Annotated in this window: 16 protein-coding genes; 11 read left to right on the plus strand and 5 right to left on the minus strand. The window is 38.4% G+C overall.

What is annotated here, in order from left to right:
* Window positions 1-374: 374 nt before the first annotated feature.
* From AC4PHI_RS02730 to AC4PHI_RS02745, 4 genes are all read left to right on the plus strand, one after another.
* On the plus strand, window positions 375-1,202 hold the full coding sequence (locus AC4PHI_RS02730) for a YveK family protein (RefSeq protein ID WP_492200792.1): 828 nt from the start codon (window positions 375-377) through the stop codon (window positions 1,200-1,202).
* 15 nt (window positions 1,203-1,217) lie between these two features.
* Window positions 1,218-1,916, plus strand: a complete 699-nt coding sequence (locus AC4PHI_RS02735; protein ID WP_492200793.1) for a CpsD/CapB family tyrosine-protein kinase — start codon at window positions 1,218-1,220, stop codon at window positions 1,914-1,916.
* A gap of 9 nt (window positions 1,917-1,925) precedes the next feature.
* Entirely contained in the window at window positions 1,926-2,234 is a 309-nt protein-coding gene (locus AC4PHI_RS02740) for a CpsB/CapC family capsule biosynthesis tyrosine phosphatase (RefSeq protein WP_492200794.1), read from the plus strand.
* 122 nt (window positions 2,235-2,356) lie between these two features.
* A complete protein-coding gene (locus tag AC4PHI_RS02745) occupies window positions 2,357-4,471 on the plus strand; it encodes an IS1182 family transposase (RefSeq protein WP_492200795.1) in 2,115 nt (704 codons plus the stop codon).
* Window positions 4,472-4,583: 112 nt separating this feature from the next.
* On the opposite strand, the gene AC4PHI_RS02750 is transcribed toward AC4PHI_RS02745, so the two are convergent.
* The 3 genes from AC4PHI_RS02750 to AC4PHI_RS02760 form a co-directional block, all read right to left on the minus strand.
* Window positions 4,584-4,799 (minus strand): DUF2922 domain-containing protein, encoded by a 216-nt coding sequence (locus AC4PHI_RS02750; RefSeq protein ID WP_492200796.1) that lies wholly within the window; start codon window positions 4,797-4,799, stop codon window positions 4,584-4,586.
* 26 nt (window positions 4,800-4,825) lie between these two features.
* Window positions 4,826-5,032: a DUF1659 domain-containing protein gene (locus AC4PHI_RS02755; RefSeq protein ID WP_492200797.1), complete on the minus strand. Its 207-nt coding sequence runs from the start codon at window positions 5,030-5,032 to the stop codon at window positions 4,826-4,828.
* 115 nt (window positions 5,033-5,147) lie between these two features.
* Window positions 5,148-5,666, minus strand: a complete 519-nt coding sequence (locus tag AC4PHI_RS02760; protein ID WP_492200798.1) for a sigma-70 family RNA polymerase sigma factor — start codon at window positions 5,664-5,666, stop codon at window positions 5,148-5,150.
* Between the two features lie 271 nt (window positions 5,667-5,937).
* On the opposite strand from AC4PHI_RS02760, the gene AC4PHI_RS02765 reads away from it, so the two are divergent.
* From AC4PHI_RS02765 to AC4PHI_RS02785, 5 genes are all read left to right on the plus strand, one after another.
* The gene (locus tag AC4PHI_RS02765) at window positions 5,938-6,720 is read left to right on the plus strand and encodes a hypothetical protein (RefSeq protein ID WP_492200799.1); all 783 of its coding nucleotides are present in this window, start codon (window positions 5,938-5,940) and stop codon (window positions 6,718-6,720) included.
* Between the two features lie 251 nt (window positions 6,721-6,971).
* Window positions 6,972-7,769, plus strand: coding sequence for a recombination regulator RecX (recX, locus tag AC4PHI_RS02770; RefSeq protein WP_492200800.1), 798 nt, complete (start codon window positions 6,972-6,974; stop codon window positions 7,767-7,769).
* Window positions 7,770-7,794: 25 nt separating this feature from the next.
* Window positions 7,795-9,012 (plus strand): A/G-specific adenine glycosylase, encoded by a 1,218-nt coding sequence (mutY, locus tag AC4PHI_RS02775; RefSeq protein WP_492201523.1) that lies wholly within the window; start codon window positions 7,795-7,797, stop codon window positions 9,010-9,012.
* A gap of 99 nt (window positions 9,013-9,111) precedes the next feature.
* Window positions 9,112-9,645 (plus strand): nucleoside tri-diphosphate phosphatase, encoded by a 534-nt coding sequence (ntdP, locus tag AC4PHI_RS02780; protein ID WP_492200801.1) that lies wholly within the window; start codon window positions 9,112-9,114, stop codon window positions 9,643-9,645.
* Between the two features lie 522 nt (window positions 9,646-10,167).
* Window positions 10,168-10,362, plus strand: coding sequence for a hypothetical protein (locus AC4PHI_RS02785; RefSeq protein WP_492200802.1), 195 nt, complete (start codon window positions 10,168-10,170; stop codon window positions 10,360-10,362).
* Between the two features lie 25 nt (window positions 10,363-10,387).
* Here AC4PHI_RS02785 and AC4PHI_RS02790 read toward each other — a convergent pair whose 3' ends face one another.
* Window positions 10,388-11,287, minus strand: a complete 900-nt coding sequence (locus AC4PHI_RS02790) for an Rgg family transcriptional regulator (RefSeq protein WP_492200803.1) — start codon at window positions 11,285-11,287, stop codon at window positions 10,388-10,390.
* A gap of 207 nt (window positions 11,288-11,494) precedes the next feature.
* Entirely contained in the window at window positions 11,495-11,929 is a 435-nt protein-coding gene (locus tag AC4PHI_RS02795) for a GNAT family N-acetyltransferase (RefSeq protein ID WP_492200804.1), read from the minus strand.
* 179 nt (window positions 11,930-12,108) lie between these two features.
* Here AC4PHI_RS02795 and AC4PHI_RS02800 point away from each other — a divergent pair, with 179 nt between their 5' ends.
* Window positions 12,109-13,272, plus strand: a complete 1,164-nt coding sequence (locus AC4PHI_RS02800) for an AI-2E family transporter (protein ID WP_492200805.1) — start codon at window positions 12,109-12,111, stop codon at window positions 13,270-13,272.
* 195 nt (window positions 13,273-13,467) lie between these two features.
* Window positions 13,468-14,820 carry a hemolysin family protein gene (locus tag AC4PHI_RS02805; RefSeq protein WP_492200806.1) on the plus strand — a complete coding sequence of 451 codons (1,353 nt, stop codon included), beginning with the start codon at window positions 13,468-13,470 and terminating at the stop codon, window positions 14,818-14,820.
* Window positions 14,821-15,032 lie beyond the last annotated feature (212 nt).

A 15,032-nucleotide genomic window follows, 5' to 3' on the forward strand; every position in this document is an offset into this window, starting at 1 on the left:
TGGTCTAGCTAGATAAATTCATATCATTATTTATATTTTTCAACCCACTCTATTCTCTCGTTTTTGTTTTTTAATATCTATTTTCTGAACTGAGATGAAATATATCTAAATGTATTTTTTTGCTAGATATCATTGATATTAATGCTAAAAATGAATATAAAGATGATTAATCTGTGATAAAATGTTAGAATATTAATTGTGTATATAATTATGGTGACTGTTATATTATAAAAAGAAATAAACTAGCAAAGTATTTTGAAAGTGTTTGGTGTATTTCTCTAAAAAAGTTATTCAACATCATTTTATGCTTATGGTTAAAGCATAAAACATATCAGGTATTTGTAATCTAGAGATAAATTTATTGGGGGAAAAAAATGGAAGAGACAATTAATTTACAAGAATTATTTCAGATCGTTAAAAGAAGGTTAGTTTTAGTCTTAACTTGTTTTTTTCTAAGTCTAGGGGTTACGAGTTTGATTACATTCTACATCATTCAACCTGCATACAGTTCGGAAGTTCAGATGATTGCAAAAATAAGTGCGGGTCCAGAGAACAACTTAAATGTAAACGACATCAATTTTAATTTGCAGATGATTAATACATACAAAGACTTTATCCGCTCTGACTCCGTTTTGGATAATACAGTACAAATCTTGAAAGAAGCAAATAATTATGAAGTGACCAGCCAAGAATTAAAAGAGATGATTTCAGTTGAACAGGCTGCAAATTCGCAGTTGTTTACCATCAAAGCTGTTTCCCATGATCCAAACGTATCTCAAGCTGTCGCTGGTGCTTTAGGACAAGTCTTTCAAGAACAGGTTGTGTCAGTCTTAAATATCGACAAAGTGACCATACTATCCGATGCTGCCTTTAATGAATCCCCGGTCGCTCCTAATGTGAAAATGAATTTGCTGATGGGAAGTGTACTGGGAATAATGTTAGGGATAGGTTTGGCATTTTTACTCGAAGTGATGGATAAAACGGTGAAAAATGAAAAAGAAATCGCTGATATTTTTGGGCTGCCAATTATGGGAGTAATTCCTTATGTGTCTCAAAAAAATAAAAACATGATGACACAAATGGAGATTTTACAAAAACAACGTAAGACAAGTCAAAACTATCAACGTTCAACAGAATCTTATTCAAATTTGAAAGCGTCTGGAGAGCGAGGCGCTAGACGACGAGAAAGAAGAAGAATTTAAGGAAGGAGAGGTAGAATGTCAAGAAAAAAACATACATTGGATTCTAATGGAGTGAATCTGACGACTGTCACAAATAGCAGTTCACCTGTTGCGGAACAATATCGGGTTATTAGAACAAACATCCAATTTTCTATGGTGGACCGTGAAATCAAAAGTCTCACCGTGACATCAGCAGATGGATCAGAAGGGAAATCTACATCGGCTGCTAATCTTGCAGTGGTTTTTGCTGATGCAGGTCAAAAAGTGCTGTTGGTAGATGCTGATCTTAGAAAACCCACCGCTGCTAAAACATTTATGCTGGGAAACTATCAGGGTTTGAGTACTATGCTGTATAAAAACGATATGGAGTTGTCCCGTTATGTCCAGCCTTCTGGTGTAGCAAACTTACATATTTTGACTAGCGGTCCTATACCCCCTAATCCATCAGAAATGTTAGGGTCGGTCAGGATGAAACAGCTTTTAGAGCATATGGAACAGCACTACGACTTGATTATCTTTGATGTACCGCCAGTGGTGCCGGTGACAGATGCACAGATAGTTTCTTCAATGGTGGACGGCACTTTGATTGTTGTCAGAGAGAAGCAGACACGTAAAACGATGTTGCAGAGTGCTTTGCAGCTTTTGTCTAACGTCAATGCACGGGTGTTGGGTGTAGTATACAATGATGCGGCTAAAAATAAGGAGTATGGCTACTATGGTAGGGGCGAGGAGTGAGGGAAGAAAATGATCGATGTACACTGCCATATCTTGCCTGGAAGAGATGATGGTGTTCAGAGGATGGAAGAGGCATTGGAAATGGCACAGGCGGCTGTCGCTTCAAGCATCACTCATATTTTGTGTACGCCTCATCATAACAATGGTCATTTTAATAATAAAAGTTTAGATGTGATCACTGCAGTGGCACAGTTGCAAGAACAGCTAAATATTGCCGGCATCCCCTTAACACTTTTTGAAGGACAGGAAATAAGACTTAGCGAAGACATGGTATCTTTGTATCGTCAAGGGCAGCTGCTAGGCGAGGTTGACCCATAAGTCCTCATTCAATGCAAAAAGGAACGAAATCTTTTTATGATTTTGTTCCTTTTTTTAGCGATAAAAATAGCACTTCCTTGTATAATTAAAGTACCAACCATAACCAAAAGGGAGTGCTATCTATGTACAAAGATTATAACATGAATCAAGTCACTTTATCACTAGATTTAGAAATTTATTTGGAAAAGGGTGACATCGCTTTTGCAATCAATGAACTTGTAGAAAGCATGCCAGAAAAAGCCTTCTCGGTTTTTGACCATCAGATGGGTGCAACCTCTTATCATCCTAAAATGATGTTGAAGTTGATTTTGTGCGGTTACACGCAGTCTGTTTTTTCTGGCAGAAGAATTGAAGCGCTAGCTAAAGACAGTATTCGCGCTCGCTGGCTGACACAATCCCAGCAACCCAATTTTAGAACGATTAATCGGTTTCGTGTACATCCTCAGATGCAAGTGTTATTAGAAGAATGCTTTATTCAATTCCGAAACCTTTTGGTTTCCCAGAATCTTATCGAAACAGATGCCATCTTTATTGACGGTACTAAGTTAGAAGCCAATGCCAATAAATACACATTTGTCTGGAAAAAAAGCATTGAAAAGTATGAAGCTAAGTTGACAGAGAAATCAAAAGAGATTTATCAACAACTCGTGAAGGAAACCATCATTCCTTCTATTTGTGATGAAGACAAAGACCTTTCAGACAAAGAGTTTTCAAAAATCATCACGGCATTAGAAACAAGTGTAGAAAATTTGACTCAAGAAATTGAGACCTCTGACTGCGCTAAAAAACGAAAACAACTACGCTCTCAACGAAAGGCACCTAAACAAGCCTTGAAGCAATTCTCTGATTTTAAAGAACGTCAGTCACGGTATGTCCGTCAAAAAGCTATTTTAGGTGAGAGAAATAGTTACTCCAAAACAGATCACGATGCCACTTTTATGAGAATGAAAGAGGATCATATGCGCAATGGGCAACTAAAAGCAGGTTACAATGTCCAAATTGCGACCAATCAACAATATGTCCTAGCTTATGACATCTTTCCGAATCCTACGGATACGAGAACTTTAGTTCCTTTTTTACGGACCATAGAAAATACCTATTTTGATTTACCCGACTATATTGTGGCAGATGCCGGTTATGGTAGTGAAGAAAACTATGAAACTATTGTGGATGGCTTTGAAAAAACACCTTTGATAACCTATGGGATGTACCGCAAAGAGAAAAAGAGAAGTTTTAAAAAGAATCGTTTTAATCCTTTGAATTGGCGGTATGATGAGTTAAGAGATACCTATTTATGTCCCATTGACCGTGAGGTCCCGTTTAAACGTTATGCCAATCGTATAGATAACTATGGCTACCAACGACAATTAAAAATATACGAATGTCTTTCTTGTGAAAACTGCCCAGTTCGTTCTCAATGTACCAAAGCGAAGTCGGGTCGTAATAGAATGATTCAAAAAAACGGCAATTGGGACTATTTTAAAGCTTACGTTCAGACACTTCTGAAAGACGAACGAACAGGCAAATTATATGGTCAAAGAAAAATAGACGTAGAACCAGCCTTCGGAAATCTGAAGGCTAATTTAGGCTTCACTCGATTTTCAGTAAGAGGTAAAGATAAGGTGAGAAACGAATTAGGTTTTGCATTTATGGCGGTTAATCTGAGAAAGTTAACTGCCTATCAGCGGAAGAACCTCTTAAATAAACAAAAAAATAAGGGAACCAAAATCTTTTTATTGATTTTGGTTCCCTTTTTACTATTTTTGAGACTTATGGGTCAGCCTCATATGCTAGTAGAATTACCGTATGATACTATCCCAAATTATACCTCCAGAGTTTTTAAGGAGTTGTTTGAGAGCGGTATTACACCAGTGCTCGTGCATCCTGAACGACATGATTTTTTTATCAAAGATCCTAATCTGCTGCTGCCTTTTCTACGGATGGGTGTTTTGACCCAAATGACTGCACCGAGTTATATGGGATGGTTTGGCAAAAGAATAGAAAAGGCAGCCACGCTTATGCTGGAGCATGGCATGATTCATATGGTGTCTTCCGATGCTCATAACATCACAGCTAGGCCTTTTTTATTGAAAGAAGCCTATGAAAAATTAGAGAAGAATTTTAGTGTGGAAAGAGTCAACAAATTTAAGCGGACAGCTAAAGCAATTGTTAATGGGGATCAGGTGATTCCCGGCCGGTTTCGCCCGATTCATAAAGGTTTTTTCGGTTTATTTTAAAGTCTGATTTCAGCAAAAAAGTTTGGGTTCGGTTTAAAATAAAAAAGGAATGGATTTCTCCATTCCTAAAAAATCTGACTTTTCCTGCGTGCTGCATCTCCAACTGTTTTTCCTACTTAAACAACTCTGTCACGATAGTTTCCACGTAAGCGGCACTTTGAGGAGACTCATAGTGGAAGACCCCATCTTTGCTGATTAGTTTCAACGCGGCAACACCATCCATAAATCCTTTGACCGTCTCGCCTGTTAGTTCCTGATGGCAATTTGACTGATTAAAGGTGACTTTTTTTCCTTGGGCATTTAAAAACACCATTCTCAATTTTTTCATTTTTCATTCCTGCTTTCTATGATTGATTATACGTGAATCCGACTTTTGCTGACGATGACTGTGGAGATATATTTGTTAGTCTCCGGTGTGATTTGGTCTAACAACAGACCAAAAGCTTTGATGTCTTCTTCTGTAGGCGCCTCAATGACATTGCTGATTGTTTGCTTCTTTGCTTTTTCTTCACCGTCTACCCCAAAATAATACTCCAAACCAGTTGATTCCCAAAGTTTCATTTTTTTCATCCTTTCCGTTTAACATAAGTTTGGTAAGTCTCGCGAGTGCTTACATTTATAAAGACGTTTCAGCTTGTCAAAGTGTTACCCTTTATTAAAAAATTTAAGCAAAACACTATTTAAAAATATATTTTGCTGCCTTTAATGAGAGTGAATTGCGCCATTTGTAAACTGTTTTTCGGGAAGTACGATACTTTCTAGCAATCGCAGTAATATTGTTTTCCTCAAAGTAGGTTTCTCTGAAAAAAATCCGCTCGTTTTCTGTTAAATAAGGCCAAAGTTCTTCCATCAGGAGTTTGATTGAAATTGCATCTGCCATGGTTTCTTTGGCCGGTGCTTCTTCATTATTTTTTTCAGCGTTTTCCGTGTAAGATTCTTTTGATTTCTTGCGGTTTTGTTTTCTCAGTTCATCCAAAATCCGCCAGCCGACATGATTGTATAGATACCCGCGAAATTTTTCTTCTTCAAGTTTTGGTGGAAAGGGTTGTCGGGTCAAAAGTTCCCAAAGTGTGAGACGGCCGATTTGCAGTAAATCTTCATAGTTAGGAAAAAACGGGTGGATGGATAACTTTGCAAGAACGCCATAAACAATTTCTTCATACTTTTCATAATATTTTTCTTTGTCATCAAACATGAGGTTTACATCCCTTATTTTTGTATTCCAACCGGTTGTTAAAGAGACTATAAAATACTGCTTGCCCTTTTGACAAAAATAGAAAAAATGAAATAACAGTCAATATTCAGTCTTTAGCGTGAAATCGCTTCCTAGAGACGTTAAGATATGCTAAAATGTTTAAAAATCGACTATTTTAAATAATAGATGACAAATTGTTTGAAAATTCTCTAATTTTAAAAAAATAAGGTGTGTAGGGGCTCTAAAAGAAATTTAAGCAAGGAGTGTTTATATGTCAGAAATTGAAAAAGCGCCTAGAAGGCAGGTTTTTGCGGAAAATAAGGGAGAAGAAAAACTGAATGATTTTGAAGTGGTGGCCTCGATGGAAATCACTAAAGAAACTCTCTTTGCAAAAGAAGTTGAAATGGATGGGAGAAAGTGTACAATTTTGTACAATAAAAACCAATCCCCTAAGCTTGTCTTTGAAAGTTCCGCCAATTTAATCAAGCGACTGGACTATGGACGTCTTCACTCTAATCAAGTGCTGGTAGATGTGTTTTCTGATATTCTGAAAATGAAAGGTTACTGCAATCCCTACTTGAGCCACAAAGGTTTATTTGCTCCCAGTGGTGCGCCGTCAAAGGGAGGATGCAGCTGGTTTGATGTGATGAAAATCGTCAGGATAGACACGTTTAAAGATTCCGTCTATTCAGAAAGTAAAACCCTTTGTACATTTTGCGATGGTCTTCAGGTTGTTTTTTCCAAGTCTAAAAATGATTTCAAGAAAAAGCTGATGAAAGATTTGCATCTATATCTTGCTTATTATCTTTATGAAAGGACGATTCATAAGTTTGAAGGGACTATTTTTAATGATCGTACCGATGAGATACGTGAGCTTTATCTTAAATTAACCGGCAGGACCAGTACCGAATTTTTGATATTGAATATTGAGCAAGTAACGGCGTATTTGAATAAGGCTTCCTACTTATTAAAATACGCGAACAAACCTGGAGGATACACAAAAAAAGAAATTCTTAAAATTGCCGAGAGTATAGAGAAAGATTATTGGCAGTAATAAGAAAACCCAAGGCTTCAACTGACTCTTAACTAAAAGATGCCGCAGATGCCCTTCCCCTCTGAATAAACTCAGAGGTTTTTTAATGTCATTAAGGATTGGGGTTAAAAAGGTGAACATCAAAAAAATTTTCCCACGACAGATATTCCTGCTAAGCGACGGCAGTATTTTGTCAGCTCATTTGATTTTATATTTTTCGAGAACATGATAGTATGATAGATGGACTTGAAAAATAGAAATGAAGTGACAGGATGGAAAAAATAATCAGTGTAACCAAAAATAAAGGAGCCGGCTATTTGATACAGCTGGCATCGGGGGAAGCTGTTGAAGTTTCAGAAGATATTTTGGTGCGGCATCGTCTGCTGAAAGGGCAAGAAGTTTCTGCAGAATTTTTACATCAGATAAAAAAAGAGAGTCAACAGGATTTAGGCTATCAATTGAGTCTGAATTATTTGAGCTATCAGTTGCGCACTGAAAAAGAAATCAAAGATTATTTGCTGACTAAAAAAATCGACAGTGAGGATATCCCTGCTGTCATTGAACGGCTGAAAAGCATGAAGCTGGTAGATGATTTAGTCTACGGGGAGAGTTACGTGAGGACTCAACTCAGGCTGAGTGATAAAGGTCCGTCGGTCTTGCAGCAACAGTTATTCAGAAAAGGACTAAAACAGGAAACCGTAGAAAAATCGTTAAGATTATACACCATTGAACTGCAATTGGAGTTGGCATTAAAAGCGGCGAAGAAATCAGCGAAAAAAAATCGTCAGAAAACATTTCAGATCCAAAAGCAAAAAATTCAGCAGACATTGATGACTAAAGGTTTTTCAGCGGACATTATCAAAGAAACTATGGCTGTGCTGGCACTGGAAAAAGATGAGGCTCAGGAAAGTGAATTGGTAATGATTGACGGGGAAAAAATCTGGCAAAAAAATAAACGCTATGATTTTTCGGAACGTAAGCAAAAAACCATTCAAGGTCTAATCAGAAAAGGGTTTGATTATGACTTAATCCAAGAGTTTATCAGCGGAAAAGAGTGTGACAATGGCTAAAGAACAACAATCTGAAATGTTTGAAATGAAGCAGCTGGTGGACGGATGGGATGATGAAAAGGTCCGTCAGTTTCAGGAAGTTTTTTTATCATGGTACGACGATGAAAAACGCTGGCTCCCTTGGCGCGTCAGCAAAGAGCCTTACAGTATTTGGGTTTCAGAAATCATGCTGCAGCAAACGCAGGTGAACACGGTAATCCCTTATTATGAAAGATTTATGACATGGTTTCCCACAGTAGCTGATTTAGCGGCTGCCCCTGAAGAAAAACTGCTGAAAGCTTGGGAAGGTCTGGGTTATTATTCCCGTGTGAGAAATATGCAGTTTGCCGCAAAACAGATCATCACTGAGTTTGACGGCGTTTTTCCTCGAACAGTGAAGGAACTGAAAACGTTGAAAGGTATTGGACCTTACACAGCCGGAGCTATTGCCAGTATCTCTTTTAATCTGCCTGAGCCGGCTGTCGACGGCAACGTCATGAGAGTTTTTAGCCGTTTGTTCGGCATTAAAAAAGATATCGCCAAAGCAGGCAATCTGAAATATTTTGATTTTGTAGTGAGGCACGTGATTCCTCATGAAGCACCGGGGGATATGAATCAAGCGACGATGGATCTGGGAGCCAGTCTGTGTACTCCCACGTCTCCCCAATGCCAGCTCTGTCCTTTAAAAGACTATTGTTTGGCAAATATGGAGGGACAGCAGGAAAGCTATCCGGTCAAATCGAAAAAAATCAAAGCGAAACCGATGTATTACGTGGGAATCGCTAAAGAAAACCATCAAGGACAATATGCGTTTGTTCAACGTCCGAATTCGGGTTTGCTTGCCAATATGTGGACTTTCCCTTTAATAGAAGTAACGAAGAAAGAGTACGAAGCTTTCCGGCAAGATTGGCAGGTATTTTTAAACGGACAAGAAGGGCAAGGTTCTCTTGATTTAGTCGCAGAAGAAGACTGGGGCTTATCTGATTGGCTGAATGATCAAGATTCAGCAACAGTGTGGCAGAAAATGCCGGTCGGCGAAATCACACATATTTTCAGCCATTTAAAATGGCATGTGCTGGTTGTTTACGGCCGCAGTAAAACTTCTGCCTTGAATGGAAAAGAAATTTCTAGGCAAGGTCAGGGGAAGCACTGGCTGTCTCTTGATGATTTTGAAAATCGTCCATTGCCTAAACCGCAAGAGAAAATGAACCAGCTTTTGCTGCAGCAAGGCTATTTTGATAAAATGATTTCGGCAGATAAATAATTCTCGCCAGTGAAATAGTTTATGCTATAATGTCTATGATGTCTATGTCTTATAGATTCTGGCGAGAGCCTGAACGTGTTAGAAGAAAGTAGGGTTTCGATGCGTGTTCCTAAAGAAGGGGAATTCATCACTATACAAAGCTATAAACACGACGGTAAATTACATAGAATTTGGCGCGATACCATGGTATTAAAAACCAGCGAACATTCGCTGATCGGGGTGAACGATCATACTTTAGTCATTGAGTCGGACGGCAGACGCTGGGTCACTCGTGAGCCGGCCATCGTTTATTTTCATAATAAGTTTTGGTTTAATGTGATTGCAATGATCAGAGACAACGGCGTTTCTTATTACTGTAATCTTGCTTCTCCGTTTTTGATCGACAAAGAGGCGCTGAAGTATATCGATTATGACTTGGATATTAAAGTTTTTCCTGACGGCGAAAAGCGTTTGTTAGATGTTGATGAATACGAAGACCATCGCAGAAAAATGAATTACCCCCCTGAGATAGATTTTATCTTGAAAGAAAATGTCAAGATCTTGGTCGACTGGATCAATCAAGGCAAGGGGCCTTTTTCACAAGAATACATCGAGCTATGGTATGAACGCTATCGTCAGCTGTCGCGTAAATAGTTGTCTGCCTCTTTTTTGGCGGATGAAAGGTTGAATTCTGTTTAACTTAAAACCACTTCTCAAAAGGGAAGTGGTTTTTCTTAACGAATAAGGAAAAATAAAATTTAAGACAGAGGAAATGTTGAAATATCACTATTTTCTCTGTTTTTATTTTTCTTCTTCCCAATGTTGTAAGTGGTTTTCTTCACTCCCGCAGCCAAGGGTGTGACTATGGTTACGTCTTTCTGAAATTGTTTGCTTTTAAAATGCCTAATCTTGGTTCGCTCTCGTTTCTATCAGACTGATTTTTGCCTTAAAATATCAGAATTGAAAAGCCTTGTAACAGAATCTCCGAAAAAAAAGTTGATGTATTAATTCCAACTATCGCAAGAAATGAATATTTACTTTCACTTTTTAGAGAAAAAATTAATTAATTAAAACTCATGAAGAAGGAACTGAAAAGATAATAGCTATTTTGATTAGAGGGATTCTTTTTCAGTTATGATAAAAGGGAAAGAACGCAATAACGGAAGGAGTTTTGACATGAATGATTTGGAACAATTAGGAAAAGTGAGAAATGGACTTTTTGGAGCCGGAGTAGGATTTGGTATTATTGCAGCGATAATACTGGATATGAAAACTTATGCTCTTGTACTATCTTTAATGTGCGTGGGATGCTTGGCTGCAGGTTTTGTCCTTTGGGGAATGATTGCCAAGAAGAGCAAAAAGAATAAGTAAAATGTTGGAAGGAATAGGACAGGCTTCATTTAGTCCTATTCCTTTTGTTATTACCTAAAGGACTCTTTCCATAGATTAAACTGAGCAGATGATGAAGAGCGCTAGCGTAATCGACTTGCTTCAGGGTTGATTGGAAAAAATCAATTATGTTATCACAAGTTTCTTTTCCGGAAGTCTCTCCTTTCTGGATGTCAAGCAGACCTTGAAGAAATAATGCGTAAATATTTAAAATCAGGTACTGATGCTTGTAAATAGAAGCAAATCTGTCGTTAAACTTTGTCAACAAATACTCAGCTGACGTGAGCTCGTTTCTGTTAATCAAACTGAGGCAAGTGTGGAGATAAAAATCAATCGCATAAATAGCCGTAGAATCGCTTGTTAATTGAGTGGGTAACGCCCGTTCCGCAAAAATCATCAAGCTGTCGTTGCTGAAAATAGAACAAATATGTGCTGCAATGAAGGACTCATATTTCCCCCATGTCTCACAATCAAATAAGTACTCTTCCAATTCTTCGATATCCGCTTGGGCTTCAGTCAGAAAAATTTGGGCATAAATAGCCTCTGTAATCAAATAAAAGTGATACTCCCGTATATTACCCGTTTTTTGATAAGAATCGTGCAAAGAGTCAGCAAAATTTTTAAATTTAATGGAATTTCGTTCATTCATAAAGTTGTCTAATATTTGTTCTGTTTGGCTGATTTCTTTATCCACGTTTTTTTCTTCATATTCAAACATAAATTCTTCAAAACTCACGTTGATTCGATTCAATAAATCGTAAAAATTTGTCAGGTTAATATCGCTATCACCTTTTTCAAACAAGCGTAGAAATTGAACGGAGACAATACCTTCTGCCGTATATTTTGCGGTGAATCCCTTTCTTTTACGAAAATCGGCAAACAATGGCCCAAAGTTTTTCTTTTTCAAAAAAATCAACTCCTATTGTGATAAACAACACAAGTATAGAATAAATGACCTGTCCCCATATTACAACAGAAGAAATCGTAATAAAAGAAGCATATGCCGCTCAACAAATATCTGTAACTCAAGTCAGTGGCTTTTTTGAAGTGTTCTAGACGGACTTGTCTTGAATGTTTATATAGAGTTGAGACCCGCTATTTTTAAAGATGAATATTACAGGTCTTTCTCCATCTGACGGTGGGGAATACCCGCATCGTCAAACTCTTCACTGCAGACGCGGTAGCTCAAAGATTCATAGAAACCGATAGAGGACACTTGGGCTCCTAAGGTAATGCTTGATATCTGTGCTTCTTTCGCAATAGTTTCGACATGTCGGATGAGGTGCCGGCCGAGATGGCGGTTTCGCATATTTTTTTTGACAGCTACTCTCTGAAGCTTCCATTGCTTGTCAGATAAAGGATAGACCCGGCAAGTAGCTGCCGCTGTTCCGTCTTCACAGTAGAGGACAAAATGCCGGCAGTCCTTTTCCAGCTCATCAATTTCCAGTTCCTCGGGGACATTTTGTTCCTGAATAAATATTTCCTTGCGAAGCATTAATGCATCCTGATATATTTTAGTTTGCAAGTCGGTGGTTTGCTTGATTTCCATAGGCATGCTCCTTTAAAATAATTTATTAAAATGGTGAAATAGTTTTGACAAATCCATTAAAAAACTGGATACTATTCTCATAATGACTGTTTCTAATGCTGCTATCGAATAAGAATCTGTTTAAAGTATACTACAAAAAGAATTGAAAAAAATATTGTTTTTTAAAAGGGAGCTTTCAAATGTTTGAAAAAATAAAAAACTCAAAATTGATGTTCTGGTCATTAGAACTGCTGATTTTGGCCACATTAGTTTTGGTATCAACAAAAATCGATTTTGTCTTTTCTCCCATCGTCACATTTTTCAGTACGTTGTTCGCTCCCATCCTGATTGCCGGTTTTTTGTATTACATGGTGAATCCTTTGGTGAGTTTTCTGGAGAAAAAGTTTGAATTGAAGCGGACGTTATCGGTGGTCATAGTGTTTTTATTACTGATCGGACTGCTGGTTTTTGCTGTGAGTACGATTATCCCAGCACTGGTCACCCAGGTGACAGAGCTGATTTCCAGCTTGCCTCAGTTTATTTCTGCGATAGAGCAGTGGAGCAGGGAAATGATGGATCACCCTTGGGTCCAGCAGGTAGATTTAGAAGCTGCATTGGGAAAACTTGATTTGAATATCGGAACAATCATCAAGAATTTCATCAACGGTTTGTCATCTAGTTTGGGTTCGATCATGGGGACGGTCATCAATGTGGCACTGACTTTACTGACAGTTCCTTTCATTTTGTTTTACATGTTGAAAGATGGTCATCGCTTGATTCCGACCATAAATAAATTTTTACCGGACAGTTATGCAGATGAAGTCATCCATTTACTGCAAAAGATGGGGCAGACAATTTCAAAATACATCAGCGGGCAAGTTATAGAATGTACGTTTGTGGGAATCGCTACGGCTATTGGTTATTATCTAATTGGTGTGGAATACGCCTTTTTATTTGGTACTATCGCCGGTATCACTAATATGATTCCTTATATCGGTCCTTATCTAGGCTTAGCTCCGGCCGTTCTTGTGACCCTTTTCAGCAATCAGGAAAACGTGCTTCTTAAAGTGTTTTTGGCCTGTGTCGTGGTACTAGTTGTACAGCAGATCGACGGGAACTTTATTTTTCCCAATGTTATCGGAAAAAGTCTGGATATCCATCCCTTGACGATTATTTTGATTTTATTGGTCGCCGGCAACATTGCAGGTCTGTTGGGGATGATTTTAGGGGTGCCTTTTTACGCCGTATGCCGTACGATTGTTTCTCATGTGTATGATATTATTCAAGTCAGAAAAGGGCGGATGCTCAGAGAAAGTTTTGCAATCACTCAAGATGAGAAAAAGCCCGGGATAAAGAAAAAATAGATTGGCACGTGTATATTGATGTTTTAAGGTATTTGTGATACAGTTATTTTGGAAAAAATTAAAGTAAAATAGGAATATCATGAGAGCAGTTGGCAACTGCCGTCATGATTGGCGCGAAGTTTTTATTTTCAGATCAGTGAACATCTGGCAGAAAAGACTTCCGGCGTTGAAGAAGAAATAAGGAGAGAATGGCTTATGAATGCTGACCCCGAGAGTCAGTCGATAATTGTGTTGATTTTGATTTTAGCCGTGTTAACGTTACTGAATGCTTTTTTTGCAGCGGCGGAGATTGCGGTAGTTTCATTAAATAAGAACAGAATTCAGCAAAAAGCTGAAAGTGGCGACAAAGCTGCTCAGCGATTAGCCAAGTTATTAAAAAATACAGGAAATTTCTTGTCTACGATCCAAGTGGGAATCACACTTGTCAATATTTTATCAGGGGCCTCTTTGGCGGACAGTTTTGCAAAAAAACTGGCGCCTTTATTTGGCGGAGCGCCTTGGGCAACAAAACTTGCCAATGTTTTAGTACTGATTATGCTGACGTATATTTCTATCGTTTTTGGAGAGTTGTATCCTAAGCGGATTGCACTGAGCAAATCAGAGACGGTTGCAAAATTTGCCGTAGGACCGATTCAAGCGATCGGTGTCATCACACGTCCTTTCGTGTGGTTGTTATCCGTGTCTACTGACTTTTTAGGACGGATTACACCGATGAAGTTTGATGATGAGGACAATAAAATGACTCGTGATGAGATGCGCTACCTGCTTGAAGCAGAGGGCGTGCTGGAGCACGATGAATTAGAGATGGTGCAGGGAGTTTTCTCATTGGATACCACTGTGGCCCGTGAGGTCATGGTGCCACGTACAGATGCATTCATGATTGATTTGCTGGACCCTATCGAAGAGAACCTGGAAAAAATTATGTCGCAAAATTTTTCGCGGATTCCCGTTTATGAAGACGATAAAGACCGGGTAATCGGTGTTTTGCATGTGAAGAGTTTGTTGAAAGCCGCCCATAAGCGAGGGTTTGAAGATTTGGATTTGATGGACATCATCACTGAACCGCTGTTTGTTCCTGAAACGATTTTTACCGATGATCTGCTGCTGGAATTCAAACGTACCCAAAATCAGATGGGGATTCTTTTGGATGAGTACGGCGGGATGGTGGGAATCGTGACGTTGGAAGACTTGTTAGAAGAAATCGTTGGGGAAATCGATGACGAATCAGATGAAGTGGAAAATCTTTACACAAAAATTTCTGATACAGAATATTTGATTCAAGGGCGTATGCCGATCGATGAGTTCAATGAGGCCTTCAACACAGATCTGGATATGAAAGACGTGGACTCCATGGCGGGTTATTTAATTACTGCCTTGGGAACCATTCCTGATGAAGGAGAAAATTTGTCTTATCATGTGGATGGTGTAACGTTGATTTCTGAACAGATGGAAGGTTCACGGGTCTTGACTCTAAGAGTGCTTTTTGATGAAGACCCTGAGAATTTTAAGCACAAAGGCTTTTCAGTGGATGAGGAAGATGACGATTAAAAGCTTCCCGAAACATTGATTGTCTGATAGTCGATGAATATTATCTGACCATATTTGAAGAGGTGTGTTGTACTTTACACATACCTCTTTTTTTGTTTGCGGGAGCAAAAAAGTAAAATCATCAGGTGATTTTTACCTTTTCACAGAAGAGCTTTAATGCAATACTATCAAAAGGGAAAAATTTCTGACTAAATGGAGAAGACTTTATTTTC

The organism is Vagococcus sp. QWL-13 (assembly GCF_058683555.1).